The 26,133-nt window shown below is 62.5% G+C and carries 27 protein-coding genes and 1 pseudogene; 8 read left to right on the top strand and 20 right to left on the bottom strand.

The annotated features are described in order from the left end of the window. Window positions 1-209 precede the first annotated feature (209 nt). The 3 genes from PJL15_RS04370 to PJL15_RS04360 form a co-directional block, all read right to left on the bottom strand. On the bottom strand, window positions 210-968 hold the full coding sequence (locus PJL15_RS04370; RefSeq protein ID WP_281449987.1) for a polyprenol monophosphomannose synthase: 759 nt from the start codon (window positions 966-968) through the stop codon (window positions 210-212). Between the two features lie 224 nt (window positions 969-1,192). Next, window positions 1,193-2,512: an LssY C-terminal domain-containing protein gene (locus PJL15_RS04365; RefSeq protein ID WP_281449986.1), complete on the bottom strand. Its 1,320-nt coding sequence runs from the start codon at window positions 2,510-2,512 to the stop codon at window positions 1,193-1,195. A 4-nt stretch (window positions 2,513-2,516) separates the two neighbouring features. Continuing rightward, window positions 2,517-3,485, bottom strand: coding sequence for an NAD-dependent epimerase/dehydratase family protein (locus PJL15_RS04360; protein WP_281449985.1), 969 nt, complete (start codon window positions 3,483-3,485; stop codon window positions 2,517-2,519). Window positions 3,486-3,699: 214 nt separating this feature from the next. Between PJL15_RS04360 and treS the strand changes: the two genes are divergently transcribed. Next, window positions 3,700-6,006: a maltose alpha-D-glucosyltransferase gene (treS, locus tag PJL15_RS04355; RefSeq protein WP_281449984.1), complete on the top strand. Its 2,307-nt coding sequence runs from the start codon at window positions 3,700-3,702 to the stop codon at window positions 6,004-6,006. A gap of 84 nt (window positions 6,007-6,090) precedes the next feature. Here treS and PJL15_RS04350 read toward each other — a convergent pair whose 3' ends face one another. From PJL15_RS04350 to PJL15_RS04295, 11 genes and pseudogenes are all read right to left on the bottom strand, one after another. Beyond that, entirely contained in the window at window positions 6,091-6,798 is a 708-nt protein-coding gene (locus PJL15_RS04350; RefSeq protein ID WP_281449983.1) for a hypothetical protein, read from the bottom strand. Beyond that, entirely contained in the window at window positions 6,795-7,292 is a 498-nt protein-coding gene (locus PJL15_RS04345) for an RNA polymerase sigma factor (RefSeq protein ID WP_281449982.1), read from the bottom strand. Before PJL15_RS04345 ends, PJL15_RS04350 begins: the two co-directional genes overlap by 4 nt. 181 nt (window positions 7,293-7,473) lie before the next feature. Continuing rightward, window positions 7,474-8,010: a GNAT family N-acetyltransferase gene (locus tag PJL15_RS04340; RefSeq protein WP_281449981.1), complete on the bottom strand. Its 537-nt coding sequence runs from the start codon at window positions 8,008-8,010 to the stop codon at window positions 7,474-7,476. A gap of 20 nt (window positions 8,011-8,030) precedes the next feature. Beyond that, window positions 8,031-9,041 (bottom strand): YdcF family protein, encoded by a 1,011-nt coding sequence (locus PJL15_RS04335; RefSeq protein ID WP_281449980.1) that lies wholly within the window; start codon window positions 9,039-9,041, stop codon window positions 8,031-8,033. Between the two features lie 9 nt (window positions 9,042-9,050). Continuing rightward, entirely contained in the window at window positions 9,051-9,713 is a 663-nt protein-coding gene (locus PJL15_RS04330; protein ID WP_281449979.1) for an alpha/beta fold hydrolase, read from the bottom strand. A 14-nt stretch (window positions 9,714-9,727) separates the two neighbouring features. Then, window positions 9,728-10,126 (bottom strand): rhodanese-like domain-containing protein, encoded by a 399-nt coding sequence (locus PJL15_RS04325; protein ID WP_281449978.1) that lies wholly within the window; start codon window positions 10,124-10,126, stop codon window positions 9,728-9,730. Continuing rightward, window positions 10,123-10,938 (bottom strand): IclR family transcriptional regulator, encoded by an 816-nt coding sequence (locus PJL15_RS04320; protein ID WP_281449977.1) that lies wholly within the window; start codon window positions 10,936-10,938, stop codon window positions 10,123-10,125. The genes PJL15_RS04325 and PJL15_RS04320 overlap by 4 nt, the downstream gene beginning before the upstream one ends. Beyond that, window positions 10,939-12,549 (bottom strand): beta-N-acetylhexosaminidase, encoded by a 1,611-nt coding sequence (locus tag PJL15_RS04315; RefSeq protein ID WP_281449976.1) that lies wholly within the window; start codon window positions 12,547-12,549, stop codon window positions 10,939-10,941. After that, window positions 12,546-13,441 (bottom strand): annotated as a pseudogene (locus tag PJL15_RS04305) (carbohydrate ABC transporter permease). The gene PJL15_RS04315 and the pseudogene PJL15_RS04305 overlap by 4 nt, the downstream one beginning before the upstream one ends. Next, complete coding sequence (locus PJL15_RS04300; protein ID WP_281449973.1) at window positions 13,438-14,421, bottom strand: carbohydrate ABC transporter permease; 984 nt, start codon at window positions 14,419-14,421, stop codon at window positions 13,438-13,440. Before PJL15_RS04300 ends, PJL15_RS04305 begins: the two are co-directional and overlap by 4 nt. A gap of 34 nt (window positions 14,422-14,455) precedes the next feature. Further along, the gene (locus tag PJL15_RS04295) at window positions 14,456-15,748 is read right to left on the bottom strand and encodes an extracellular solute-binding protein (RefSeq protein WP_281449972.1); all 1,293 of its coding nucleotides are present in this window, start codon (window positions 15,746-15,748) and stop codon (window positions 14,456-14,458) included. Between the two features lie 303 nt (window positions 15,749-16,051). Here PJL15_RS04295 and PJL15_RS04290 point away from each other — a divergent pair, with 303 nt between their 5' ends. From PJL15_RS04290 to PJL15_RS04280, 3 genes are read left to right on the top strand one after another with little or no spacing between them, the layout of a single operon-like run. Beyond that, window positions 16,052-16,417, top strand: a complete 366-nt coding sequence (locus PJL15_RS04290) for a metal-sensitive transcriptional regulator (protein WP_281449971.1) — start codon at window positions 16,052-16,054, stop codon at window positions 16,415-16,417. A gap of 49 nt (window positions 16,418-16,466) precedes the next feature. Further along, entirely contained in the window at window positions 16,467-16,700 is a 234-nt protein-coding gene (locus tag PJL15_RS04285) for a heavy-metal-associated domain-containing protein (RefSeq protein WP_281449970.1), read from the top strand. Between the two features lie 8 nt (window positions 16,701-16,708). Next, window positions 16,709-19,030, top strand: coding sequence for a heavy metal translocating P-type ATPase (locus PJL15_RS04280; RefSeq protein WP_281449969.1), 2,322 nt, complete (start codon window positions 16,709-16,711; stop codon window positions 19,028-19,030). 18 nt (window positions 19,031-19,048) lie between these two features. On the opposite strand, the gene PJL15_RS04275 is transcribed toward PJL15_RS04280, so the two are convergent. Continuing rightward, window positions 19,049-19,321: a DUF2277 domain-containing protein gene (locus PJL15_RS04275; RefSeq protein WP_281449968.1), complete on the bottom strand. Its 273-nt coding sequence runs from the start codon at window positions 19,319-19,321 to the stop codon at window positions 19,049-19,051. Window positions 19,322-19,479: 158 nt separating this feature from the next. On the opposite strand from PJL15_RS04275, the gene PJL15_RS04270 reads away from it, so the two are divergent. Beyond that, window positions 19,480-19,743: a WXG100 family type VII secretion target gene (locus tag PJL15_RS04270; RefSeq protein ID WP_018779397.1), complete on the top strand. Its 264-nt coding sequence runs from the start codon at window positions 19,480-19,482 to the stop codon at window positions 19,741-19,743. A gap of 59 nt (window positions 19,744-19,802) precedes the next feature. Here the strand turns inward: PJL15_RS04270 and PJL15_RS04265 are convergent, their stop codons facing one another. Further along, on the bottom strand, window positions 19,803-20,834 hold the full coding sequence (locus tag PJL15_RS04265) for an EamA family transporter (protein ID WP_281449967.1): 1,032 nt from the start codon (window positions 20,832-20,834) through the stop codon (window positions 19,803-19,805). A gap of 71 nt (window positions 20,835-20,905) precedes the next feature. Here PJL15_RS04265 and PJL15_RS04260 point away from each other — a divergent pair, with 71 nt between their 5' ends. Next, entirely contained in the window at window positions 20,906-21,454 is a 549-nt protein-coding gene (locus PJL15_RS04260) for a CGNR zinc finger domain-containing protein (RefSeq protein WP_281449966.1), read from the top strand. Between the two features lie 74 nt (window positions 21,455-21,528). Here the strand turns inward: PJL15_RS04260 and PJL15_RS04255 are convergent, their stop codons facing one another. Next, a complete protein-coding gene (locus PJL15_RS04255) occupies window positions 21,529-21,951 on the bottom strand; it encodes a hypothetical protein (protein WP_281449965.1) in 423 nt (140 codons plus the stop codon). A 198-nt stretch (window positions 21,952-22,149) separates the two neighbouring features. Here PJL15_RS04255 and PJL15_RS04250 point away from each other — a divergent pair, with 198 nt between their 5' ends. Then, window positions 22,150-23,151 (top strand): hypothetical protein, encoded by a 1,002-nt coding sequence (locus PJL15_RS04250; protein ID WP_281449964.1) that lies wholly within the window; start codon window positions 22,150-22,152, stop codon window positions 23,149-23,151. Here PJL15_RS04250 and PJL15_RS04245 read toward each other — a convergent pair. The 3 genes from PJL15_RS04245 to PJL15_RS04235 form a co-directional block, all read right to left on the bottom strand. Next, window positions 23,148-23,495 (bottom strand): hypothetical protein, encoded by a 348-nt coding sequence (locus tag PJL15_RS04245; protein ID WP_281449963.1) that lies wholly within the window; start codon window positions 23,493-23,495, stop codon window positions 23,148-23,150. The two genes, PJL15_RS04250 and PJL15_RS04245, sit on opposite strands and share 4 nt — an antisense overlap. Before the next feature lie 68 nt (window positions 23,496-23,563). Next, a complete protein-coding gene (locus tag PJL15_RS04240; RefSeq protein WP_281449962.1) occupies window positions 23,564-24,136 on the bottom strand; it encodes a hypothetical protein in 573 nt (190 codons plus the stop codon). Window positions 24,137-24,145: 9 nt separating this feature from the next. Then, window positions 24,146-25,486 carry an MATE family efflux transporter gene (locus PJL15_RS04235; RefSeq protein WP_281449961.1) on the bottom strand — a complete coding sequence of 447 codons (1,341 nt, stop codon included), beginning with the start codon at window positions 25,484-25,486 and terminating at the stop codon, window positions 24,146-24,148. A 41-nt stretch (window positions 25,487-25,527) separates the two neighbouring features. On the opposite strand from PJL15_RS04235, the gene PJL15_RS04230 reads away from it, so the two are divergent. After that, complete coding sequence (locus PJL15_RS04230) at window positions 25,528-26,094, top strand: antibiotic biosynthesis monooxygenase (protein ID WP_281449960.1); 567 nt, start codon at window positions 25,528-25,530, stop codon at window positions 26,092-26,094. The last annotated feature ends 39 nt before the right edge of the window (window positions 26,095-26,133 follow it).

Genomic DNA, 26,133 nt, shown 5'->3' with positions numbered 1-26,133 from the left:
CTTTGGGGTGGTACGTGAGAGAGCGTCCGTCAACCACAAACCCTCTCGCACATCCGCGCCGTTTGAGCCAAACCCTCTCGCACATCCCACCCGCTTCAGCCAGACCCTCTCCCACATCCGCGCCGCTTGAGCCAGACCCTCTCGCACATAGCGGAGCCCGACGGCGGCACTCACCTGGAGTGCCGCTGTCGGAACCTTAAATCAGGGCCTTAAGAGACGGTCATCCGGGCGGGCGTGTCCGCCTTCCGGAAGCGGAGCTTCCAAGGAGTGAGCGCCGACTCAAGCTGCTCGCGGAGATTCATCTTGGAGGCCCCTTCCACGCGCTCCTCGAAGTGGATGGGAACCTCCATGATGGTGAGGCCATGCCGGGCTGCACGGTAGTTCATCTCGACCTGGAATGAGTAGCCGTCGCTTTGGATGGACGCTACATCTATCTGGCGCAGGGCAGATGCCGTCCAGGCCTTGTATCCCGCCGTCGCATCTTTGACTTTCAAGCCCAGGATCACGCCCACGTAGAAGTTCGCCCAGGCCGAGAGCGCCTTCCGGTGCCACGGCCACTCCGCAGCCGTGGAGCCGCCCTGGACGTAGCGCGAACCGATCACAAGCGCGGCCCCGGAAGTCCCGATCCGGTCAAGCATGGTGGGGATGGCTGAGACAGGGTGGGACAAATCGGCGTCCATTTGGATGATGACGTCGGCATCAGTGTCCAGCGCCTGGGTCATTCCGGCCACGTACGCCCGGCCCAGGCCGTCCTTTTCTTTCCGGTGGAGGACGGACACCGCGCCCTGGGAGCCTGCTGCCAGCTGATCTGCCACCGCCCCGGTCCCGTCGGGTGAATTGTCGTCAACTACAAGGACGTGAAGTTGTGGAATGGCCAGTGCTTGAAGTTGGGCGACGAGGACCGGCAGGTTCTCCCGCTCGTTGTAGGTGGGCACAACAACAGTTATTTTCGGATGTACAGCAGTCAAGACGTGGGTCCCCAATTCGGTATTCGTTGATCACCGGGGCTCAAGCGCAGTATGAAGCGCAGTATGAGCAGCCTCCGGGCAGGGCCAGTCTATTGATCCAAGCTGGAAGTCCGTACCGCCACGACCCACTTTGAGTTGCGGGAAGCGCTGACACGCCGTATTTTCCGGCGACTTCGGCGGCCCGGCAATCCAAAGGAGGTGGCGGAGGTACGGCTCAACACCGGTCAGCGTTCAGCTTGCAGGCGCTTCGGGGCAAGCGTTGGCGGAACCGCCGGAACCCGCTGCCGTTTGGCATAGACCCTGGCCCTTTGGCTAGAGAGTGCCAAGAGGACCAGAATGTCCGTGGCAAGGCCGGAGAGACCGGCTTCCAGGGTGATGTTGGTGCTTCCCGTGAAGTAATCAATGGCTTGGACCACCACGGAAATGGAACTAAGGCCCATTGCGATCACCCGAGCACCATTGCTGCCAAGGAAAATCCGCCAGGCAAGGAAAACTTCCCCCAGCCCGAACAGCAGGACAACTGCGGCAATAAAGGTGACAACCGCCGTCGTGGTTTGCGGGTCAAGGGGGTCGCCGTCCGTGGTGAGTTCCGCGACAACGTCGGAAGATGTCAACAACGTGACCGCCAGGACGAAGGCCGCAATGGAACGGGCAACCACCAACGCGGCGCCCATCATGGTGGGGGCCGGCCGCCTGTCGCGACTATCCGTCGGGCGTGTTGGCTGACTGGCTGGGACCAGCACCCGGCGGGCGTCGATGATGGGAAGGTCTCCGTCGGTGGAGATGGAATCCCCGCCGCCGTTGCGGGAGTGGTATCCGGTGGAGAAGTCCTTGATCACCTGGACGGACACGGCGGGCCCGGCGTCGGAAACCGTCCGCACTATGTGGTCCCGCTCAACGTCCGTGTTCTGCTCAATCTTGTGCGTGATCTGAAGGGTGAAGAGCGAGAAGCCGACGCTGCGGTCGTAGGTGCCGGCGGCGAGCCAGTCCACTTTGTGTCCGCCGGGCAGGAGCCAACCCTCGGGGCAGCGCCAGAACCGAACGTGATGGCGTTTGCCGGGGTTGTTGTCCACTTCCTGCTGGTAGGCGAAGTCCTGCTGCCGGTCGAACAGGTACAAGGGACTGACAGGCGCTTCGGCGTAACTCCGCCGGAAGATCGTTGAACTGATGATGCGGCGGCTGCTCCCCAACGTAACGTCGTCCGCCTGGGTCCAGCCGGCGGCGCGCATGATGGCGTGGAGTTGCGCCTCGTCGCCAAGCAGGGCGACATTCACGGGATCACCAAGCAGGCCGTCACTGGTCCGGGCGCGCCCGATGAAGTACCCGGGGACGTAAATGGTGGTGAGGATGCGGTGAAGCCGGGGCAAGAGCAAGTAGGCAAGGAACGCCCAGAAGAAGAAGTAGAACCACACCTGGCCCCAACCGAGATGGAAGCTCTCCCCCACCAGCAGGAACGCCAGCCACACCGCGGCCGCGCCGCCAAGGATGAAGAAGGCGTGGTCCAGCCAGGTATCGGTCACTTCCCTGGTCGGCGCCTTGTACACGGGCTTAACCTTCGGCGAGGCTGAGTTGCTTGTTGTCGATGAGCCACTGCACGGACTCATGAACAGCCTGCTCCGGTTCATATCGCGGCGCATAGCCCAACAGCGACTTGGCCTTTTCGATGCTGAAGCAGTGGTTGCGGGACAAGTGGGCCCAGCTCGTTTCAGCGTGCTCAGGCGTAGTGCTCCGGCGGAATTCCTCCCAGCCGACCGTCTCGAACTGTGCCGTCTGCCCGAACCAGGACGCCGCGATCCGGGCGAAGCCGCGAACACTCAGGGCCGTGGGGGCGACGATGTTGAAGTCCTCGCCGGCCGCCTCATCACGCCGCTCGATGGCTTTCGCGAACGCTTGGGCGAGGTCGTCGGCATGGACGTGGTGCATCAATTCCGTGCCGCTACCGGGCATTTGCACTGTCTGCCCTGCTGAGATCTTCTGCCAGATAGAGGGATCGAAATTCCCCAAAGGTCCCACCGGATGCCAGCCTGGCCCCACAATATGGCCGGGGTGCAGGGACGTGGTGACCAAGCCGCCGGACGCCGTCTCTTGTTTCAGCATGCGGGCGATGTCGCGCTTCTGGATGCCGTACTCGTCGGTCGGTTCGTCGGCAGAATCCGAGCCCTCGGCCAGCGGCAGCTTCATGCTGGCGCCGTACCGCCAAATGGATCCACAGTGCAGGAGATGTCCTGTCTCGCCGCGGAGCCGACTCACCAGCGCCTTGGCCGAGTCGAGCGTGAAGCACACCAAATCAACCACGACGTCGGCGCCCAGTGCCGCGATCCGGTCACCAAAGGTGCCGTCCCGGTCTTCCTGCTCGCGGTCGGCGATAACCTGGCGGACCTGCTTCCACTCAGGGGAGTCCGTGTAGGGCTTGCTGGTTCCGCGGCTGACGTTGATCACCTCGCGCCCTTCACGCACGAGTCTGGGCACGAGGAACGAACCGATATGGCCACTTCCGCCGATGACAACGATCTTCATGGAGTCCCTTCATCTCTTGTGTAGAGCTGGGAGTTCCAGAGTAGCCGGGGGCCTCCGATTAGCCAGCAACCTGACGACTCACTTCTCCCAAGTTCGACAAACCCCATGTCGTCGTGACTAGCATGAATACTCCGGGTAAGCCCGGGTACGTGACCTCTTGAACGACCCCCTCGGACGGTCGGCGCGATGCGGCGACCACGTAAAGGAGAATGCTGTGCGGGAGCCTGTAGTCAACGAGAGCGCGGAAGAAGTCAGCGCCGATCCAACCGAACCGCAGGAAGATACACAGGAAGAACCGCAGGAAGCTGGGGAAGCCGCGGACACCGCAACGGAGTCGCCGGAAATCACGTTCGACGAGCAGTTCTACCCCGCGCGGCCCAAAGCGCTGCGGCCAATCGCCCGCCGTCGTCAATTCTTCGCTGCCCGGCCGTCCCTGGAATTCGACGGCCTGAACTCCACTTACGTCGATTGGCTGCGCAACCAGTCCATGCTCGGCGACGCCAACACCATGGCCCGGCAGCTTTCGGGCCAGGCGAGCATGTGGCAGAACTCGTACGCCCGGCCCAACCCGCGTTCGGCTGTCGAGCGGGCGCCGGTCTGGTTCACGGCCTATCCCCTCTCCTTCATCACCAAGGACGGCCAGTCGTTCCTGTCAGCGCTGGGCGACCCGGAACTGTGGGATGCGTTCAGCCAGATCGGCATCCGGGGCCTTCACACTGGGCCTGTGAAGCTGGCCGGCGGTATCCGCGGATGGTCGCAGACCCCCAGCGTCGACGGGCACTTTGACCGCATCAGCATGGCGATCGACCCCGCGTTCGGCACCGAAGAAGAGTTCCGCCAGATGTGTGAGGTCGCGGTGGACCACGGCGGCACGATCATTGATGACATTGTTCCGGGGCACACCGGCAAGGGTGCCGACTTCCGCCTGGCTGAAATGAACTTCCGGGACTACCCGGGGATTTATCACATGGTGGACATCCCGGAGGAGGACTGGCACCTGTTGCCGGACGTTCCTGAGAACGAAGACTCCGTCAACATCAGCCCTGAAACGGAGAAGGCACTCCAGCAGGCGGGCTACATCATCGGCCGGCTCCAGCGGGTGATCTTCTACGAACCCGGTGTCAAGGAAACCAACTGGAGCGCAACCAAGGCAATCGTCGACACCACCGGCAAGAAACGCCGCTGGGTGTACCTCCACTACTTCAAGGCCGGCCAACCTTCCATCAACTGGTTGGACCCCACGTTCGCTGGCATGCGACTGGTGGTGGGCGACGCACTTCATTCGCTGCTGGACCTTGGGACCGGGGCACTCCGCCTGGATGCCAACGGGTTCCTGGGAGTGGAGAAGAGCGCCGAGGAGGAACCGGGCTGGTCCGAAGGCCACCCGTTGTCGGAGGCAGCCAACCAACTGATCGGCTCAATGATCCGCAAGGTGGGTGGGTTCTCGTTCCAGGAACTCAACCTCACCATTGACGACATCAAAGCCCAGTCGGAGTCCGGACCGGACCTTTCCTACGACTTTGTCACCCGCCCCGCCTACCACTACGCCCTGGTGAGCGGTGATACCGAGTTCCTGCGCCTGACCCTGCGGCTTGCCATGGAGATCGGCGTGGACCAGGCGTCGTTGGTCCACGCGCTGCAGAACCACGATGAGCTAACGTACGAGTTGCTTCACTTTGCCGCCGGCCACAGGGACGACATCTTCGAACTTGGCGGGGAGGAACTTACAGGCGCCGAAGTGGCCGAGAAGGTCCAGGACACCTTGCGGGAGCGCCTTACCGGCGAGAATGGCCCCTACAACGCCGTCTTCACCACCAATGGCATCGCCTGCACCACCGTCAGCTTCATCATGGCCACGTTGGGCATCAAGGATCCGGACGCGATCACGGCAGAGCAGCAAGCCCAGGTGCTGGATGCCCACGTCCTGCTGTCCATGTACAACGCGTTGCAGCCAGGCGTCTTCGCACTGTCCGGTTGGGACCTCACGGGCATCACAGCCTTGGACCGCGAGACCGTCCGCGAGCTGACGTCCCAGGGCGATACCCGCTGGATCAACCGTGGAGCCCACGACCTCATGGGCACCAGCCCGGATGCGAAGACCTCCCTGGCCGGCATGCCCCGTGCGCGCAGCCTGTATGGTCCGCTGCCCGAGCAGCTCAAGGATTCGACATCCTATGCCCGGCGCCTCCAGAAGATCCTCACGGTCCGCGAAGAGTCCGGGATCGCCACCAGTACCCTGCTGGATGTCCCGGAGGTTTCCAACCGCGGACTGCTGGTGCTGGTGAACCAGCTCGCTGACGGAGCAGTGCAGGTAACGGTCCTGAACTTCTCGGACCAGGACATCGCGGGCAGCATCCAGTCCTCGCATCTGGTGCCGGGCGCTACCGTCCACGACCTCTTCAGCGGCGAGGACGTTGGCCAGGTGGACGATCTGGGCAGCTTCTTCCTGGAACTTAGCCCCTTCCAGGGCACGGCCCTCCTCCTGAAGGATCCAGTCGTGGAGGACGAGGTCACCGAATAGAACGCAACCGAACAGAAGGCCCGACGTCGGCACTCACCGCGGGTGCCGACGTCGCGCTTTGGCGTTGCGAGCGTCCCGCAGGGATCAGGGGAGCACGTCCCAGTCCTGGACCAGGAAGGGCGAGCCGCCCGAAGAGCATACGCCCACGTCCGTACCTTCGGGCGAAAGTCCCCCGCCGAACGAAAACTCCTGGCCAAGACTGATGGACGTCCCGTCGGGCAGAACCACTCCCGTCCCGGTGACCTGTGTTCCGCGGGGGAAGATGAGGCCCAGTGACGTGCCGTCGGGGTAGACTCCGGACATGCATTGACCGCTGTTCAGGCCTAGCTTTCCCACGTTGAGGGCGTCCATGTGGAAGTCGGCCTGCTCGTCTTTTGCGACCGCAGCTTTGTTGCCGTTGCCCCCGGTGACGATTTCGGCGTCGAAAGTCGGCATGCGTCCGGTTATTTCGGGCAGCGGTTGGTTGCTCGAGCTATCCTGCGCAACATCGGGCTGCGTGGCGGCGGGGACCGGCTGTTGCACCTGCTGTGAAGACAGCGAGGCTGCGAAAACGCCGGCCACCACAGCGGCAGCCGCTGCCACAAGGCCGACGGCCGCAAACACCCTACGCCGGCGGGTGGGCGGCTGACGGTGGAAGCGTTCCACCGCGCCGCCGACGGCCAGCTGCACCGCATCAGTGTGCATGACCGCAAGGCTCTTTTCCCGGCTCCGGGCCAAGTCATCTTCCGTGACTGCTCGGCCCGGGTCAGCTGCGGCGAGACGTTCCAGGGCAGGCGTTGTTCTTTTACTCATGGCTGCACATCCTCTGTGACTTGATCCGCCCCAAGCAGTTGGCTGAGTTCTTTGCGGGCCCTGTGCAGGCGCATCCGCACTGCTGTGGCCGGGATCTGCAGCAATTCCGACACCTCGGCCGAGCTGAATCCGTCCCAGTACGTCAGGAGCAGAACCTCCCGCTGCTGTGGTTTGAGCCGGTCCAATGCCTCACTCACGGAGTCGTCACCCACCCCCAACTCGTGGCTTCTTTGTAGCTCCATCTGCTGGGCGAGGTTGACGGACCGGATGTTTGAACGGTTGTGGTTCCGCAGGACGTTCCGGGCTATGCCGAACACCAGGAGCACGGACACTTCCTGGTCCTGGCAGCACTTTTCCCAGGCGATTCGAAAAACTTCGGCCGTAAGGTCCTCGGCTGCCGACGCTCCCTCAGTCCGCCGCCGGAAATAGCGGTATACCTGGTCATGGCAGGCCGCGTGGGCTGCCAGGAAACGTTTCTCCCTGGCTGCCTCCACGCGATCTCCTTGGTCCATCTTCACCCTCATATCCGGTTAATGTCCGGCAGTCAGAAGAATGTAACGGAACTTTCAGGAAAAGCGCACGACGCCGGCGTCTTTGTCCTCGTAGTCGAATTGGTTGAGGAAGTAGGGTCCGAGTCGGTGTGCAGGAACGAAGTGGCTAGTGGGTTCGCGTCCGTCATGCGAGCCTCCTGCTGACCTCGATCCAGTAGCGACGGAACGGGCGACCATCTGCATCCGTCCGCTTATCTTCGAGCAGCCCGCCCGCCCGTTCGATGGTCTTGGCAGAAGCAAGGTTGGTGTCATCGCACGTCAGCAGGACACGGTCGGGTTCTTCCTGGGCTGCCAAACGCTGGCACAACTCCTGCAGAGCCCAGGACGCAGCACCACGCCCACGATCCGACGGCCGGATCCCGTAGCCGATGTGACCACCCGAGTTCAAGAGCGCAGGAGTGAGGTGGTGCCGGAAAGCAATGGCCCCCACATAGCGTGTGCCCTCGGTAATCCAGAGATAGGTGCAGGGAACAATGCCCTGCTTCTCCTGAACGCCTTCTGCATCCGTCAGTTGCTGTATCCAGGCCGCGAACCCTTCAGCTGTGGATACGTCGTTAGCCATGAAGACTCCGGCGCCGTCCTGATGGACGCCACCCCATTCCTTGTGGGATTCCAGGAATGACTGGTGGTAGGAGACATCCGGAGCAACGAGTTTGAACATGCAGACGAGCCTAGCCGCCCTCACACCACCGACGAGTTCATTAGTGCGACTGTGATGAGCAGGGCAATCCCAAACATGGGCAGGCAAAGGACGATGTTCGTCCGTCGGTTATCCCGCATCACGGCCACGAACTCGCGAAGGAAGGCGCTGGGGACAAAGTACTTGGCAGTCGGTGCACCCACTACCTCCGCATTGATCTTCTGCCTGCGCGACAGCAACGCGGCGCGGAGGACGTGGTAGTTGTTGGTGCACACCAACAAAGGACCCTGGATACCCTTCTCTGCCAGCAACGCCACGGAATAGGCCAAATTCTCGCGGGTGGTGGTGGCTTTGTTCTCCTCCAGGACGTCCGCCGCCGCTGCTCCCTTCGCCACCAAGTACTCCTTCATCGCAGCTGACTCAGGACGGGGTTCGTCCGGGCCTTGGCCCCCGGAAGGTACCAAAAAGGGCCTGACCGGTGCGACGCCGTCGTAAATTTCCAAGGCCTTGTTCAAGCGCGCGGCGAGCAAGGGCGGCACGTTGCCGTCGATCAGGCCCGACCCCAGCACGACGACGGCGGCCGGGTTCGGGCTGTGGCGCATCCTGGAATACACCAGCGCGTAGCCCAGGAACACCACAAACGCGCAGCCAAGATAGGCGCAAAGGAAGAAAGCAAGGGCTGCGATGCCGGCCAGGACAGGCTGCCCGCTGAGCACGAAAAGGAACGCGGTTACCGGCGCAAGAAAGACCGCCATTCCCACGGCCATCGGCAGGAAGCTGGTGATGCTTGGGCCCTCCCTGCGGACCATGGTGACGCCGTTCGCGAGCAGGAAGCCGGCAAACACGAAGATGCTCACTACCGGTACCACCACGACCACCAGGTTCAGCCACTCAAACCACGGGTTCAGCTCGATCAGGAAGTCCAGGAGGGCCTGCAGCAGAAACCACGCCGCAATCAGCAGAAAAACGCCGTTTCGGAGCCTCCGCCGGTCCGACTGGTAGGAAGCCAGGAAGAGCCCCGCAAAGATGAGGCCAAGGACCAGGTTCAGCATGGTTCAAGCCTATGCGGTGTGGTTACCGCTCGCGGTCTGCCCGGCGAAGTCGATAAGGGCGGCAGCTACAGCGTCCGGATTGCTCAACGGAGCATAGTGACCGCCAGGGATCTCCACAGGTTCGGTGCCCAGCCGATCCCGAATTTGGCGCTTCATGAATTCAGGTGGAAAAAAGAGATCGTCGCGGCACAGAATCCCCAGGGTCGGCACGTCCGGATGCTTGCCCGGCCAGGGATCTGACATCCAGGCACCTTGCTGGTCGCGCCCCCTGTCAGTGGCCTGCTGCGCCAACTCTGCCGTGACAAGATTGAAATATGGCTCTTCGGGTATGTTCTCGCGGTCGTGGCCCGTGTTAGTCCACCAGTCGCCGAAGGTCTCGCCCGGCATCGGAATCATTGCCGAGAGGTACACGAGCCCATCCGAGTGGAGCGCTTCGCAAACCAGGGGTGCCGTGAAGCCGCCCAATGAGTGCCCCACAACGATGGTGTGCCGCGCAGCGCCGACTGCGTCCATCGCTGCGCGGGTGTAGTCCTCAAGTCCCGCCCCGGCATCTTCGATGGGCAAGTCGACGGCCACCACTCCATGCCCGGCCGTTTCAAGAAGCGGGGCTACCAAATGCCAGTCCCATGCCGTGGAACCACCACCGTGAATCAGAACGAAAACCGCCATCATTCCCCCGTTTCAACTCACGCCGTGTGTGCTGTCACCAGCGCATCCGGCTTACTTTGAACGACGCCCCCGGCAGTTTCAACAGGGAGACCGTTCCGGATCCAATACTCGATGCCCCCGATCATTTCCTTCACGGAGTAGCCCAGTTCTGCGAAGGCGAGCGCGGCGAACGTGCAGCCGTTGCACCCGGGACCCCAGGAGTACACCACCACCCGCGAATCCGCCGGGACCAGATCAGGAGCCAAAGAAGGGACCTGGGCCGTCGGAATATGTACCGCACCGGGAATATGTCCGTGGTCCCATGAGGATTGCCGACGCGTATCCACCACAACAAGGGATCCGGGAGCTGCGTCCGCCACGTCCATCACGTCGATTTCGAACTGGAGCTTGGCCCGGAAGTAGTCCGATGCGCTCATGCCAGCCTCGCCAGTTTCGCAGACGCGCGGCGGGAGCCTAGCTTGGCGGAAATCCGGAGGCTCGTCTCGGCAGCCATCGGACCAACCTCGCGTACTCGCTTTGCGGTCATACGCGACGACAACGAAGACACGGACAGGGCCGCCACGACGTGATCGTCATGTCCGAAGATCGGCGCGGCTACACAGCGGACTTCCGGCTCGTTTTCGCGGTCATCAATGGAGTAGCCCCGCCGCCGGATTGCTTCAAAGTCAGCCCGGAGCAGCAAAGGGTCGGTGATGGTCTTGTCCGTGAGCGGCGCGAGGTTGCCGGCGAGGATCGGCCCCACCACTTCCTCCGGACTGAACGCGAGCATGGCCTTGCCGACGGCGGTGCAGTAGGCCGGCATCGTCGCGCCCACTCGGGATGCCATCCGGACGGTCGCCTCGTCCTCTACCTTGTCCAGGTACACGACGTCGTGGCCGGAGAGCACCACCAGATGACACGTTGATTCCGTAGCGCGCATCAATCCACGCAGCTCAGGATTCGCCACGCTTCGCAGGTCCACCCGGTCAAGGTAGGACTGTCCTAGCCGCAAACAGCCGTGCCCAAGCCTGAACTTGCCTGTTTCGTGATCGCGCTCAAGCAGGTTTTCCTCCAGCAGTGGCGCGGTCAGACGCAAAACCGTGCTCTTGTTCAGTCCGGATAGCCGTGAAACTTCAACGAGTGCCAACCCGTCGCCGTTGCCTGGTTCCTCTGCCACCACGGCCAACAACGCCAAGGCCTTTCGAAGCGATGCCGATGAATTGCGGACATCCTTACCTTCAGTAGTCACTCAGTTCCTAACAAGCTGCTCGGCATCGTAGTCGCGTTTCCAACCCTCCACACCCGGGCGCTGCTGCCACGGAGTGGGTCCGGCCAACGGCCGATATTCCACACCCATGGCCTCAAGTCGCGCCAAGTGTGCACCCGTAAGCCGGGTCAGGAACTCATCGTAGTCCCGGGCATCTGGCCGCGACCAGAACACTTCGGAGATGGCGCTAAGGCGCGGGAAAGCTGCAAAATGCACGCGGCGTGGCGAATCAAGGTGTTCCGTCCAGATGTTTGCCTGCGCACCGAGCAAACGACCCCGCAAGCTGTCAGCCGAAATACCGGGCAGCGGATCGAACTCATAGACGGACTGGAGGGTCGTGACGAACCCGACGGGCACGGGCTCCTCGTCGCCCTCAGCCTGGCGGTGGTCGAGGTAGAGCTTGTGTTCCGGGCACATGACCACGTCATAACCTTTTCGGAGGGCGTCCACACCGCCCTCGTACCCACGCCAGGAGGCCACGAGAGCGCCGTCCGGCAGGCCGCCGTCGCCTATTTCGTCCCACACGGACGTGGCTCGGCCATGACTGGCCAGATGTAACGCCAACTGCCCCACGAACCAGCTATGCAGGCCCGACACATCGTCCAAGCCAAGCTCGGCGACCTTCGCCCGCGCCTGCGCGCTGGACTGCCACTGGGCAAGCGGAACTTCGTCGCCACCAAGACTTATCCATGGGGAGGGGAAGATTTCCATCACTTCGTCCAGCACGTTCCGGTAGAACTCCAGCGAGGTTTCGGACACTTCCAGGACGGTCTCGTTGATGCCCCAGCGCGTCCACACCTCCACAGGCCCGTCACCAGAACCGAGCTCCGGATAGGCCGCGATGGCAGCCTGGCTATGACCGGGAACATCGATCTCGGGGATGACGGTGATGTGTCGGTCGGCGGCGAAGGCCACGATCTCGCGGAGGTCATCCTGCGTGTAGAAGCCGCCATGCGGGCGGCCGTCAAACACCCCTGCACGCCAGGAACCAAGCGACGATTCCCGGCGCCACGCACCGGTTTCCGTCAGCTTGGGATAGCGGTGGATCTGGATCCGCCAGCCCTGATCGTCCGTGAGGTGCAGATGCAGGACGTTGAGTTTGTGCATGGCCATCACCTCGATGAACCGGAGCACGTTGTCCTTTGGCATGAAGTGCCGGGCAACGTCCAGCATGGTCCCTCGGTAGCCGAAGCGCGGCTTGTCCTCCACAGCTACCCGCGGCACCGGCCACGTTCCAACCGAAGCGACCGGAGCCTGACGCAGCGCAGCCGGTCCCATCAACTGCAAAAGCGTTTGCGCACCGTAGAACGCACCTGCGGCACCACCGGCAGAAATCACGACGGCGTCCCTCACCTCCAGGCGGTAAGCCTCGGCGTCGAGTGAGGGGTCGAGCAGGAGGCGGATTCGGGCCTCTCCGGCCGGGGCCGGAAACAAGTCCCAAGCGGTGACGGCGCCCAGAGTCCGGGCCAGCCAACGCCGGGTATCTGCAAGGGAAGGGTCGGCACCCAACGTAGTTCCGGCGTCGAGCGTTAATGAACCGGACAAGGCCGTAAAGGACCACGGCGCCGGGACCAACTGATGTAGCGCGCTCATCCCTTGACCGCCCCAGCCAGGCCGGATACGAGCTTTCGTTGAACGGCGATGAAGAAGATCAGCACCGGAATGGTCATGATCACGGAGCCTGCCATGATGGCACCCCAATCGTTTTGGTCCGGCTTGAAGAACGTCAGCAGTGCCATGGGCAGCGTCTGGTTTTCCTGCGCGGAAATGATGAAGGTCTTGGCGAACAGGAAGTCGTTCCACGTGGAAATGAACGAGAACACCGAACATGCCACCACACCCGGCGCCACCAGTGGGAACAGGATGGAGCGAACGACCGGAAGCTGCTCGCACCGTCCAGGCGTGCGGCTTCTTCGACTTCCAGCGGAACCGCCGCCACGAAGCCGCGAAGCATCCAGATGGCGAACGGAATGCTGAACCCAACATGCACCAGGACCAGCGAGCCGAGCTGGTTCAAGCCCACCAGGGGGATGGCCTCGCCGGCGTTGCGCAGCAGGAAGAAGAGCGGAATCGTCAGGGCCTCAACAGGCACCATCTGCGAGACCAGAATGATGATGAGCAGCTTGGTGCGCATTTTGAAGTTGTAGCGGGTCAAGGCAACGGCCGCGAGGAACGCCAGGACAGTGGAAAGCACCACCACAACCAGCGCCACAATCACGCTGTTCAGGAAGTACTGGCCAAAATTGTTGACGCCCAGGACGCGCCCGAACGAGTCCAGCGACGGTTCCAGTGTGTACGGCGCCGCATCACCGGCGTCGAGCGCTGTTTTGGGCTTCACCGCAGACAGCACCATCCAGAACAGCGGGAACGCGACGATCAGCGCGATGACAATCGCCGCTGTATCAGCGCCGAAACGGCGCCGCCCGTTCTTGCGGAATTTCTGCGGAGCGTCCCCTGTGAGGGGTGAAACGTCGACGGCGGTCACAGGGCTTCTCCTGTTCTCTTGAGGATGCGGAGGTAGACCAGCGTGATGACCATGAGCAGTGCGGTCATGATCACGCCGAGCGCGGACCCGAGCCCATAGAGGCTCGCCGCGAACGCCTGCTGGTAGCCGTACACGTTCAGCACCAGGTTCTGCCCGGCGATGCCGCCCCCGTTGGTCATGATGTAGATCTGCGAGAAGATCTTGAAGTTCCAGATGATCGACTGGATGGTCACCACAATGACAATTGGTCGCAGCATTGGGAGCATGATGCTGCCAGCGATGCGCGGCATGGAGGCGCCGTCGATCCTTGCGGCTTCAATGACTTCCGTGGGGATGGCCTGGATGCCGGCGTACACCGTGACAAGCACGAATGGGAACGAGCACCACACCACCTCGCTGGCTACGAGTCCAAAGCCAGACCACTTGTCGTACGTCCAGGAGTAACCCTGAAACTGCGTGAGTCCGATGCCCACCAGCGTCTTGTTGACCAGGCCAAGCGTGGGGTCGAAGAGGAAGAGCCACACGGCGCTGCCCGTAACGGCCGGTGTGGCCCAAGCTCCGAGCGACACCACAAACAGCATCGAACGGACCCATGGGCGCAGCCTTGTGGCGAGTACAGCCAGCGAACTCCCAACCAGCAACGTGAACACCACGCACACGGCAGCGAACAGCACGGTATTGCCAAGAACGGTCCAGAACTGCGGATCGGCGAAGAGCTTCTGGTAGTTCTCCAGCCCCGTGAACTTCAGCGGGGCTTTGCCGCTCACCTGGGCCTGGCGGTAGTCATACAAGGAGACGTTGACCAGCTGGAAAATCGGGTAGCCGAGCAGGGCGATGAGGACTATGAACGCCGGCGCCAAATAGAACCAGGGTTCAAGGCGGGCACGACGGCGGATCTTGCGTACCGCCGTCGTTGGTCCTTTGCTTGGGGTGCTGGGGTCGCGTGGCGATTCGGGTCGCACCGGGGCGAGCGCGGTCATGGCGTGCCCTTCGTAACTGGGTGTTTTAGGTGCATCACTTGGAGCCAAACGCCGTGTTCATGGCGGCAGCGGCCTCGGTGGTGGCTGTGTTGACGTCAGCCTTGCCCGTGACCACCTTCTGGTACATGCCGGTGAAGACACCCTGAGCGTCGATGGTTGACCAGGTTTCTGTGACAGGAACAAAGTTGGTGCCGGCGCGGAGGGTGTTGATGAACGGCTCAACCTGCTTGTTGTTATCCGCCACGGACTGCTGGACGTCGCTGAAGGTGGGGAGGTTTCCCATGGAGTCGAACATCTTCTGCTGGTACTTCTTGCTGGCCAGCAGCTTCACGAAGTCGGCGGCGAGCGTGTGGTGCTTGCTGCTGTTGAAAACGCCCAGGTTGTTGCCGCCGGCGAAGGCGGGAGCGATGGAACCGGCGGTCTTGCCCGGCACGGGAACCACGGCGAACTTGTCCTTGATGGCACTTGCCGAGACGGCCTTGTAGTTGAAATCGCCGCCAATGGTCATGGCCGACTTGCCCGCGATGAACTGCTGCACGCTGGCATTGCCGCCGAATTCCGCGCAGGTCTGCGCCGGGCAGATGTCGTCCTTCAGGAGGCGGGTGTAGGCGGCGACTCCTTCACGGGACTCAGTGGAATCCAGCCCGGAAACGAACTTGTCGCCTTCCTTCGTGGCGATCTCACCGCCGTTCGCCCACAAGTACGGCATGGCGGAGAACTGGGCGGCGCCGCCGACGGAGATGCCCAGCAGGTCCGGGTTTGCCGCACGAACAGCACGGGCAACCGTTTCTACGTCATCCAAGGTCTTGGGAACCTCAAGGCCCAGCTGCTGCAGGAGATCCGTCCGGTAGTAGAGTGCGCGGACACCGACGAACCACGGGACACCGTAGTTCTTGCCATCGATTTCGGTGGTGTCCAGGATCTTCTGGTCCAGGTCCTTGGACTCGTCCCATGCCTTGATGTCTTCAGTGACATCGGCCAAGCCGCCGGAGGCGACGTAGCTGGCCAGGTCCGTGTTGCCGAATTCCGCAACGTCAGGAGCGCTGGAAGGATCGTTGAAGGCAGCCTTGAAACGCTCGGCGCGGCTGTCAACGGGGATGTACTGGACATCGATCTTGGCACCACTGTGTGCCGCCTCGAATTCAGTGATGGCTTCCTTGACCACAGCCGACTTTGGATCCTGGTTGACCTCCGAGAAGAGCCAGACGCGGACGGTGCCGGTCTGCTCGTCCGAGCTGGAGGCTGCGTTGTTCGACGTGGGCGGGGCGCAAGCGGTCAATGCGAGCGCTGCGATGGCTATGGCCGCGGCGGAGCGTGCGAGTTTCAAGTGTCCTCCAAGGAGAATGGTGGGTTCCGCGGGATTTCCCCCTCCGCGGCTATGAGACCAAACACTATGAACGCGGGGGTGTGGGCGGAAGCACATTTCCCAAAAGGTTTGCAGTGCAAAACAAGAATCCAATTTTTGCTCATTTTGGTCTATACCAAGTTCCGCATTTCAGCTCCACTCCGCCCTTGGACCTGCCCTCGATCGACCCGGGCGGCTTCAACCGCGACGGCGCGCAAGACACGAGTTCGCCATACCCCCTGGGGGTACTTGACCTTATACCCCCTACGGGTATATCTTCAGGTTATGAGCACGCCTGACCTGAGCTTGAGCCATCCCGACGCACCCGTCATTGAGGTGGACCTGGAGCACGTCGCACCCCACGGGTACACCAGCAACAAGGACGCCTATCTCAAACGTTTGAAACGGATTGAGGGGCAGGTACGCGGCATTGCGCGCATGGTGGAGGACGACAAGTACTGCATCGACATCCTCACTCAAGTAGCCGCTGCCACCAAGGCCCTCCATGCAGTCAGCCTGGGACTCGTAGAGGAGCACATCGGCCATTGCGTCGTGGGCGCTGCCTCCGAGCCCAACCCCGAAGCCCGCGCCGAGCAGATCGACGCCAAAGTCAAGGAGGCCACCGATGCCATCGGGCGCCTGCTGCGGTAATTCCGCCACCACTCACCACACCATTCAACTCATCACCAAGGAGAGCACCATGAGCCAGACCGTCCAGACCAACGTCAACGTTTCGGGTATGACCTGCGGCCACTGTGTCTCCAGCGTCAGCGAAGAACTCGAAGCACTTAGCGGCGTCCAGGAAGTCGCGGTCGACCTCAATCCGGGTGGCCTGTCCACCGTCACCATCACGTCCACCAATGAGCTCTCGCCATCGGAAATTGGCGAGGCTGTGGCAGAAGCCGGCTACTTGGTGGTAGCCAACGAAGCATAGGAGCTCCCTTGAGTAGCCAGGAGACCTTCAACCAACCCGCACAACGGATGATCGAACTGGACATCGAGGGCATGACCTGCGCCTCGTGCGTCAATCGAGTGGAACGGAAACTGGGCAAACTCGAAGGCGTCGAAGCAAGCGTCAACCTGCCCCTCGAATCTGCCCAAGTCACCGTTCCGGCAACCGTGACAGACCAGCAAATCCTGGACACCGTCAATGCGACGGGCTACAAGGCGACTCTTCGGCAGGCCCCCGCGCCGCACTCCCGCCCCGACCAAGCCCACGAGCACCACCAGGTAAGCGAGGCTCCTGAAGCAGAGCACGCCGGGCACGAGAATCACATGGAGCACGGACCCTCCGCATTAACGCTCCGCCCTCGCCTGATCACCGCAGCCATACTCACCATCCCGGTCTTCGCAATCTCCATGATTCCGGCCCTCCAATTCGCCAACTGGGGCTGGGTTGCCGGCGCACTGGCACTGCCGGTGGTCAGCTGGGCAGCATGGCCATTCCATCGGGCTGCGGCCATCAACGCACGGCATTTCGCATCAACCATGGACACGCTGGTTTCCATCGGTGTCATCGCCGCGTACCTGTACTCGGCATGGCAGTTGTTCGCAGACCCACGAATGACCGAACACCCCGGCATGGAAAGCATGTCCGGCGGCGGGCTGTACTTCGAGGTCGCCGCAGTGGTCACCACGTTCCTGCTCCTGGGTCGCTATCTTGAAGCGAATGCAAAGGCCAAGGCCGGCAACGCCCTCAAGGCGCTACTGAACCTGGGCGCAAAGGACGCAACCATTCTTGTAGACGGCGCGGAGCGCAAGATCCCCGCCGATCAGCTTCTTGCGGACGACGTCTTCGTGGTGCGTCCGGGCGAGAAAATCGCCACCGATGGCGTGGTCACGGACGGCGCTTCCGCCGTCGACGCCTCATTGGTGACAGGCGAATCGGTTCCCGTGGAAGTAGGCCCCGGCAGTCTGGTCACTGGTGCGACGATCAACACCTCAGGCCGGCTGCTGGTGCGCGCAACGCGCGTCGGCTCCGACACGACGCTGGCGCAGATGGGCCGCTTGGTGAGCCAGGCGCAGACCGGAAAAGCGCCGATTGCCCGGCTGGCGGACAGGATCAGTTCGGTCTTCGTCCCCATCGTGCTGGTCGTCGCCGCGGTCACGTTTGTGCTGTGGCTCTTCTTCTCCGGCGACCTCAATGCGGCTTTCACTGCCGCCGTCGCGGTCCTGGTGATCGCTTGCCCCTGTGCCTTGGGCCTTGCGACTCCCGTCGGACTGCTGACAGGTACGGGCCGCGGCGCGCAGCTGGGCATCCTCATCAAGGGCCCCCAGGTCCTTGAGGACACGCGCCACGTGGACACCATCCTGCTGGACAAGACGGGCACTGTAACCAGCGGCAAGCTGGCCGTGGACCACACCGTGGCCCTCAACGGCCACTCCCCCGCCACCGTCCTGATGCTTGCCGGAGCTGTCGAGTCGGCGTCGGAGCACCCGATCGCCCATGCCATTGCGGCTGCTGCCAAGGATGCAATGCCCGACGCCGGGGCGCTGCCTGCCGTTGACGGCTTCAGTTCCGCCCCCGGTGGCGGAGTGCGGGGAACCGTAGCGGTGGAAGGTGCGGCACGGACCGTTGTGGTCGGACGTTCCGGCTGGCTCGGGGAGAACGGAATCTCCCTCGATTCCGAGCAACGTCAGGCCCTGTCCGTTCAGGAAAACGGTGGAGCCACGGCCATCTGGGTTGCAGTGGATGGCCAGCCCGCAGGCATCGTGAGCCTGAGCGACACCATCAAGCCCGGCTCGGCGGCGGCAATCCAAAAACTCAAGGATCTGGGCATCCGCCCCATCCTCTTGACCGGAGACAATGCGGCGGTGGCCGCCCAGGTGGCCGCCGCCGTCGGGATTTCACCGGAAGATGTTTTCGCTGGTGTGCTGCCGGAAGGCAAAGTGGAGGCGGTCCGTAAGCTTCAGGCCTCCGGGGCAACCGTCGCAATGGCAGGTGATGGCGTCAACGACGCCGCAGCTCTGGCGCAGTCGGACCTGGGTATCGCAATGGGTTCCGGCACGGACGTTGCCATCGAGGCCTCGGACCTGACAGTGATGGGCAGCGATCTGGGTCAGCTAGTGCAGGCGATCGAACTGTCGCGGAAGACTCTTTCCACCATCAAGACCAACCTGTTCTGGGCGTTCTTCTACAACGCGATCGGCATCCCCGTAGCCGCGCTGGGGTTGCTGAATCCGATGATCGCGGGTGCAGCGATGGCGGCCAGTTCGGTTTTGGTGGTAGCCAACTCACTGCGGCTGCGCTCGTTCGGCAAGTAATTACGAGCAGGGCCTGGGCTAAGCAGTCCCGAACCGGACTGCCGCCCGGGCCCTTGCCTTTGCCGCTTCCTCGTCCCGGTTCTTGGCGGGGCCGTGGCTCACCAAGGAGTCCAGGAGATGCTGCGTGATATGGGCGATCTCGTGAACGGCCTCCGCGAAGGCTTCCTCGTTGGCCTTTGAGGGCTTGGTGGATCCACTGATTTTCCGCACATATTGGAGGGCAGCGGCCTCCACCTCATCGCTGGTGGCATGCGGTTCGAAGTTATGCAAAGTCCTGATATTCCGGCACATAACCCCATGCTAACCATGGGCAGTGCTGCATGGGGAGGGGTGCCCATCGACGCATTTGCGATTCCCGGGATAGGTTTTAGCTATTGGATCTTCCGGATGAGCCGGAGGCCGCTGGGGATGCCGAAGAGCTCGGGTCCGAACAAATGAAGGAGAATCTCATGGCTATTTGGGGTGCAGATGTTGATCAGCTTCGTCAGCTCGGTAACAAGCTGAAGGCAGGTGCCGAGCACATCGAGCAGCAGCGTTCACAGCTGAAGGGTGCTCTTGACGGCACCGACTGGAAGGGCCCTGACGCTGACAAGTTCCGCGGCGAGTGGGACAGCCAGCACGCTTCGAACCTGAAGAAGGTTGCCGACGCTCTTCGCGAAGCCGGCGATCGCGCTCAGAAGAACGCTGAGCAGCAGCAGCAGGCCTCCAACTAAGACAGTTGGGAAAATGCCCGGACGCGCAAGCGTCCGGGCATTTTTGCGTTAAGTTCCAGTCAGTCCCGAGAAGCGTCGGCGACGGACCCTGAAGGGACGGGTTCGACGTCGTTCGGGTGATCCAAAGCCTTGGTGCCCGCGGCAGCTGCCCGCCGGCCTCCACGCAGTTCGTCCACGCGGACCAGGACCACACCACCCACAATCAATAGACCGCCCAGGAGCTGGATCGGGCCTGGAAGTTCGCCGAGCAGCAGCCAAGCCCAGATCACCGCGAAGAGAACCTCAGTCAGTGACACGAACGAGGCTACCTTGGAACCAAGGCTCCGTGCCGCCATGATTCCGGAGACGTAGGCCAGGACCGTTGCCAGGATGATCAAGCCGACGGCGGACACCCACCAGGGCACTGTCCACGGACCCAGTGTTGTATCTGCGCTACTGAACGTCATGGGAAGCAGGCCAAGCAAGCCCACGAGCCACATCACCAGTGCGCCCACCATCAGACCACCCGAAGCCAGGACCAACGGGGGAAGGGTGTCATTCTCCTTGGCTGTGATGAAGAAGTAGATCACCAGGCACACGGCCGCCGCCATGCCCCAGAGAACGCCAACAAAGTCCACCTTCACGGCACCGGTCAGGTCGAGCACCAGGACCAGGCCGCCCAGCGACAACAGTGCGCCGGCGGCGGTGAGGGCGCGGGGCTTGCGTCGGCTGGAGATCCATAGCCACAGCACGATCATCACCGGCGCCAGATACTCAAGCAGCAGCGCCACGCCCACAGAGAGCCGGGCCACCGCGTTGAAATAGAAAAGCTGGCAGCCTGCGACACCGATGAGGCCGAAGAGAAGGATAGTGAGCCAGTTTTCCTTTAGTTGGTGCCAGCGGCCGCGGAGAACCACGACGGCGGGAATCGCCAGGATCAGCGCGGCGCCGGTAAGGCGCACGGTAACAGCGGCGCCAGGTGACCAGCCGGTTTCCAGCATCGACTTGGCAAAGGAGCCAGAGGTGCCGAAGACGGCTGAAGAAAAGAGTGCGATGCCGAGTCCTGATGCCAGGAAACTCTTTGCATCAGCCTTCGTCGTTGGAGCTGACACAGCAGCCTCCTGTCAGGAGTAAAGTGGGCTTATGGTCATGACAGTACTCCCGAAATATGTAAGGAGTCAAAGTGCTTTTTGCGCCTGACACCGAAGTTGCCCTCCGCAGCGCGGTCAACCTGATCAATACGGCCGCCAACGACGAAGAGCTGCTGGCCACCGTGGAAGACCTGAACTCGTTCCTGGATGCCGAGGAGTTCACCGGCTCCCGCGTCAATTCCCTGGACGAGCTGAGCAGCATCAAGCGCCTTCGGAGCGAGCTCACAGCACTCTGGAGTTCGGACGAAGACACCGCAGCCAAGTCCGTCAACAAGCTGCTCGCCGACGCGAAGGCAATGCCGCAACTGGTCAAGCACGACCACTGGGATTGGCACCTCCACGCCACCACCCCCGAGGCGCCGCTGGCAGACCGCATGGGCACCGAGGCCGCCATGGCGATCATTGATGTGATCCGCAGCAAAGAGATGGAACGCATGCGGGTGTGCGCGGCGGATGACTGCGACGCCGTAGTCCTTGACCTAAGCCGCAACCGCTCCAAGCTCTATTGCGACACCGGCAATTGCGCCAACCGCACCCACGTGGCCGCGTACCGGGCACGGAAGGCAGCCGAGGGCGAGTAAGCCGGGCAAGACCGCCGGGCCTCCCTCGGAAGACCAGGCACCTCCACTAACTCAGCCCCAGCTGGCCTCCCCCATCAACCGTCAGCCACAACTTTGGAGGCCGCGAGAATATCCTGACGGGCCGTGTAGGTGAGGCACTTCAGGCCAACTTCCGTGCGCTCAACGAGGAAGTCGGAGATCAAATCAAGGTGAGTAACACGAGAATCTTGCGTCAGAGTGAGGCGCCAACTGCCTGTGACGAGCGCATATGCCGGTCCCAGCTCGATCACTTGCGTGCCCTGATGTTCAAGGGCATCGCCTTGGTAGGCGGCACTTTTTGCACGTTCACGGATCCCTGCCAAGAAGGCTGCCGATGGAATGATGCGGGCTCCTGCGAGATCCCCGACAACAATTGAGTCGGCCAGATGACTGTCACCGGTCGACGCCATGAACGCTTGAAGGAATTGATCAGCCTGCTCAGACAGGCAATTTGATTCAGGGTTATGTTGTAAAGACATAACACTTAATTTTATCAACTAGAGCTGGGAATCCCCTGAACCAGAATTGCGAGTAAAGCTCGAAGGATCCATCAACGCGAGTAAGCCGGGCATAATGACGTCATGGGGGAACAATCAATAACGGGTGCTCAAAACTACAAGGTCGTCCCCCCAGCGATTCCAAATGGCGGCTGGGTGCGGCCACCGGATTGGCCCGACATGGCTCCCATCAGCCAACTCGCTATCGCATTCCCCTTCCTGGCCGCACTGTGGCTTGAGTGCGTGATGGCCGCAAGCCCAGGGTATGAGTTCCTGGGAACTCTCCTTTTCCTGATGGTTGGCCCCATCTTCGTGATGGGCGTTGCCGTGGCCGTGGGACTGCCCCTTCGCCTGAATCGCCGGCTAAGTCGTTGGTGGTCGGGCAACGTTCTCATCTACATTCTTCTTGCCGCCGTCGGTACAGCCCTCGTTGTTGCCGGGTTCAACACGCCCGAACACCAGGTAGGCGATCGATGGGTACCACTACGACGTCGTCACGCGCCACACCGGGTTTCTCATGAGCGGCTGTTTCATCGTCACGTTCCTGGCGGTCAACGCTTCGTTCCCGCTCCGGTTCAGAAGGCGTCCACGCAAAGGGACCGCGCCACAATGACCAACCCTTTCAACGAGCCGCCCACGGAACGGCCCGCCATGACACTGCGCGACCTCCCCCGGGAACGGTACGGCACCACGGACATGCCCAGGTTTGGCCAACTGGCGCTTGCGTTCGCGTTCCTGGCGCCGTCCTGGATCATTCTGCAGGTGCAAACCATGGCCGATTACGACGGCATAGGGGTGATGTTCGGTTTGGCGCTCGGCGGCCTCCTCGTCCCCGCAGCAACCATCTCCCTTGCGGTCATGCTGGGATTGCCGCTGCGCCTTATCCCACCGATCAACCGCTGGTGGGAGGGCAACGGCCGGATTTACGTCCTCACAGCTGCCGCCGGCTTGGCCCTTATTGCCTCCGGGTTTCTGAATCCCACGCCTGAAGTCGTGGGGCCCAATGGGGTCGACCACATTGCTTCGGCCCCCGATAGCGGACTCATCATGGGTGGCTGGTGTGTTCTCGCGTTTCTCCTGGTCAACGCATCACTTCCCCTCCGCTGGCCGATCCGGCAGCTCACCCCTCCAGGCACCAAAAAGCGCTCCCCCACCCAAAGTGGAGAAGCGCTGGAAGGTTAGTGACCGGCGTCGGGCGTTTCAGGTCCGTCAGTCGAGTCCGCAGCGGTTGACCCGCCATGCGGACGCTTGGAGCTGAGGTTGACTCCCGATCCCTTGCCGAGGTGGTCGGCATTCTCCTTGTAGCTCATGGACAGCATGGCCGCCACGACAAGGCTCACAATGAACGCAATGCCAGCGCCGGTGAACGCGAGATCGAACCTCGGGACGCGCGCGCTGCCGCCGGAAGCGAAAATCAGCACCGCCACGAAGGCCAGCACAGCGAAGAAGGCGGAGAACATGAGGGGTCCCTTGACCGAGGTCCGCATCTTGCGCGGTTCTCCTGGTGTCTGGTCTGCCACGGTCATTCCTCCAATGATGGCGGTACGTGTCCGCCGGTCTGCAAAAGTTCTACAACGAGTAGAACGTCCAACTACTAGTTTACGGCCTCCGGCGAAGCACCGGGCGCAGTGGTCTGCGCACCAGTGCGGGCATCATGCCGCAGCGACAATCCGGACAGCATCCACAGAACACCGGACAGTATCGCGCCGCCGCCTGCAACACCCAACAGCGCGTGCGCACCCAGCGAGGTGAAAAACGGCAATGCGATGGCTGTGCCTACCGAAATGACACCGGAGACGAGCCAGTCGCGGGCCAGGGAATCGCGCTTCCTGAGACCGTGCATGAACTCAAGAAGCCCCAGAACCAACAGCGCGAGCAACGCGGAAAGGGCCACACCCTCGTCGGACTGCGTGACAAGGGCGCCAATACCGCCCAGGGCAACCACTGCCGGCACTGCCACCGGCAACGCGCGCGACTGCCACACGGCCGCCGCGGTTCCCAGGAGATAGAGCCCAACAGCCCAGGCAAGGACCTGCACGGACGGAGCGCTCCAGAAGATGGTCACCAAACCGAACACCACTGCAACCGTTGCACGGATGAGCACGGGTTTCCACAGTCCCGCCGGAGGGGCAGAAGGAGTCTGGGCGGGAGTCGATGGAAGAGTCACCCGTCCAGTTTAGTGCGAACCCAGCACCATCCACCGATCGGTCCGCGCCCGCAGCCCCAGCGTCACCGCACGGGCCAGCATGTAGCCCAGCGCGAACGCCGCCCACAACCACAGGAGCCCCGCCTCGCCGTCGGGCTTGAGTTGGTGGACAGCCACCAACAGCGGCAGGTAGACCGCCAGATTTACGACGCCGGCAATCGCCAGATAGCGCCCGTCGCCGGCGCCAATGAGGACACCGTCAAGGACGAAAACGTACCCGGCAATGGGCTGCCCCAGCGCGAGAACCCAGAGCGCAACGGTCAGGGCTGACCGGACACCGGAGTCGGAAGTGAAGATGTATCCCGCCCAGGGAGCTGCCACCGCAAGGAGTGCGCCGGTGACAACGCCGAATCCCAAGCCCCAGCGGATCATGGTCCGGGTCAGCTCGCGGGCCTTGGCTGCGTTCCGGGCGCCGAGTTCCTTGCCGATCAAGGCTTGCGCGGCGATGGCCAGTGCATCCAAGGCGAATGCGAGGAACGAGAAGATGGTCATGGCCAGCTGGTGCGCCGCCAGGTTGACGGCACCCTGGGCCGTCACCACCACAACAGTTGCCAGGATGGCCAGGCGAAGGCTCAGCGTGCGGAGCATGAGCCACGAACCAACCTTGGTCATGGCGCGGATGCCGTGCCAGTCGGGCCGGAGTGAGACGCCATGCTGCCGCGCGTTCCTGCCCACCATCACCAGATAGACGGCAGCCATGGCCCACTGCGCGATGCTGGTGCCGATCGCCGATCCCGCAACGGACAGGTGCAGCCCATAAACCAGGAACCAGTTGAGGGCTATGTTCAGCGCGAAACCGGCAGTTGCCACAAGCAGCGGGGTGCGCGTGTCCTGCAACCCGCGGAGAACACCTGTACCGGCGAAGATCAGGAGCATTGCCGCCAGACCGGGCATCGACCAGCGAAGATAGTCAACGGCGAATCCGCGCACGTCACCGGTCGCCCCCATGAAGCCAACCAAGGGCTCAGCCGCGACAAAGCCAATCACAGCGAGGACCAGACCCAGCAGCAGGGCCAGCCATACGCCGTCGCGCCCTGCAGCCAAAGCCTTCCCCAGCTTCCCGTCGCCGATCGCGCGGGCTACTGCCGGCGTCGTCGAATAGGCGAGGAAGACCATGAGCCCAACTGCGGTGTGCAGGATGGTGGACGCGAGTCCGACGCCGGCCAGCTGGTCCACGCCCAAATGCCCCACGATTGCGGAGTCGGCCAGGAGGAACAGCGGCTCGGCGATCAGCGCGCCGAAGGCGGGTACGGCCAGGCGGAGGATTTCGCGCGCGTTGGAGCGGGCGGGAGCGGTTGTGGTTTGAGGCACTAAACAAGCCTAGTCTGCTGGGAGGCGGGTACATTTGGGCCGTGTCATATGAGCATCCCGTCACTGTTTCCGTTGCCCGCACCATCCTTCCGGGCTACACCCGCCAAGCCAACGCCTGGGCCCATGCCGGCCAGGAACTGGCACGGGAGTGGCCGGGCTACCTGGGCTCAGGCTGGGTGCGCAACGGCGTGGACTCCACCGAATGGCACATGCTTTACCGATTCGCCGATGCCGAATCCCTGCAGGCCTGGGAGGACTCCGAGGAGCGGCGCTGGTGGATCGATAGCGCCAGGGAAATGATGGAGACCACGCGAGTGGAGCGTCACACGGGGATTGAAGGATGGTTCTCACGGCCGGGCGACGTCTCTGTGGTGGTCCCGGAAACCGTAGTGCCACCGCGCTGGAAGCAAGCCGTCAGCATCTTCCTGCCGTTCTTCCCGCTCAGTCTGCTGGCCAACTTCCTGCTCCACCCCGTGACGCAGAGCTGGCCGCTGGTTTTTGCCGTCCTGCTCAACATCGTCATCCTGACGCCTCTTATGACGTACATTTTCCTGCCGATCACCACCCGGCTGCTTCAGCCGTGGCTTCAGGCGAAACCTCGTAGCTAGCTGGGAATTCCTTGGATGCGCGCTGTGATTAGTTGACAC

It is taken from the genome of Paenarthrobacter nitroguajacolicus (assembly GCF_029952445.1).
GTDB lineage: Bacteria > Actinomycetota > Actinomycetes > Actinomycetales > Micrococcaceae > Arthrobacter > Arthrobacter nitroguajacolicus_B.
This window is presented reverse-complemented; position numbering and strand designations above follow the sequence as displayed.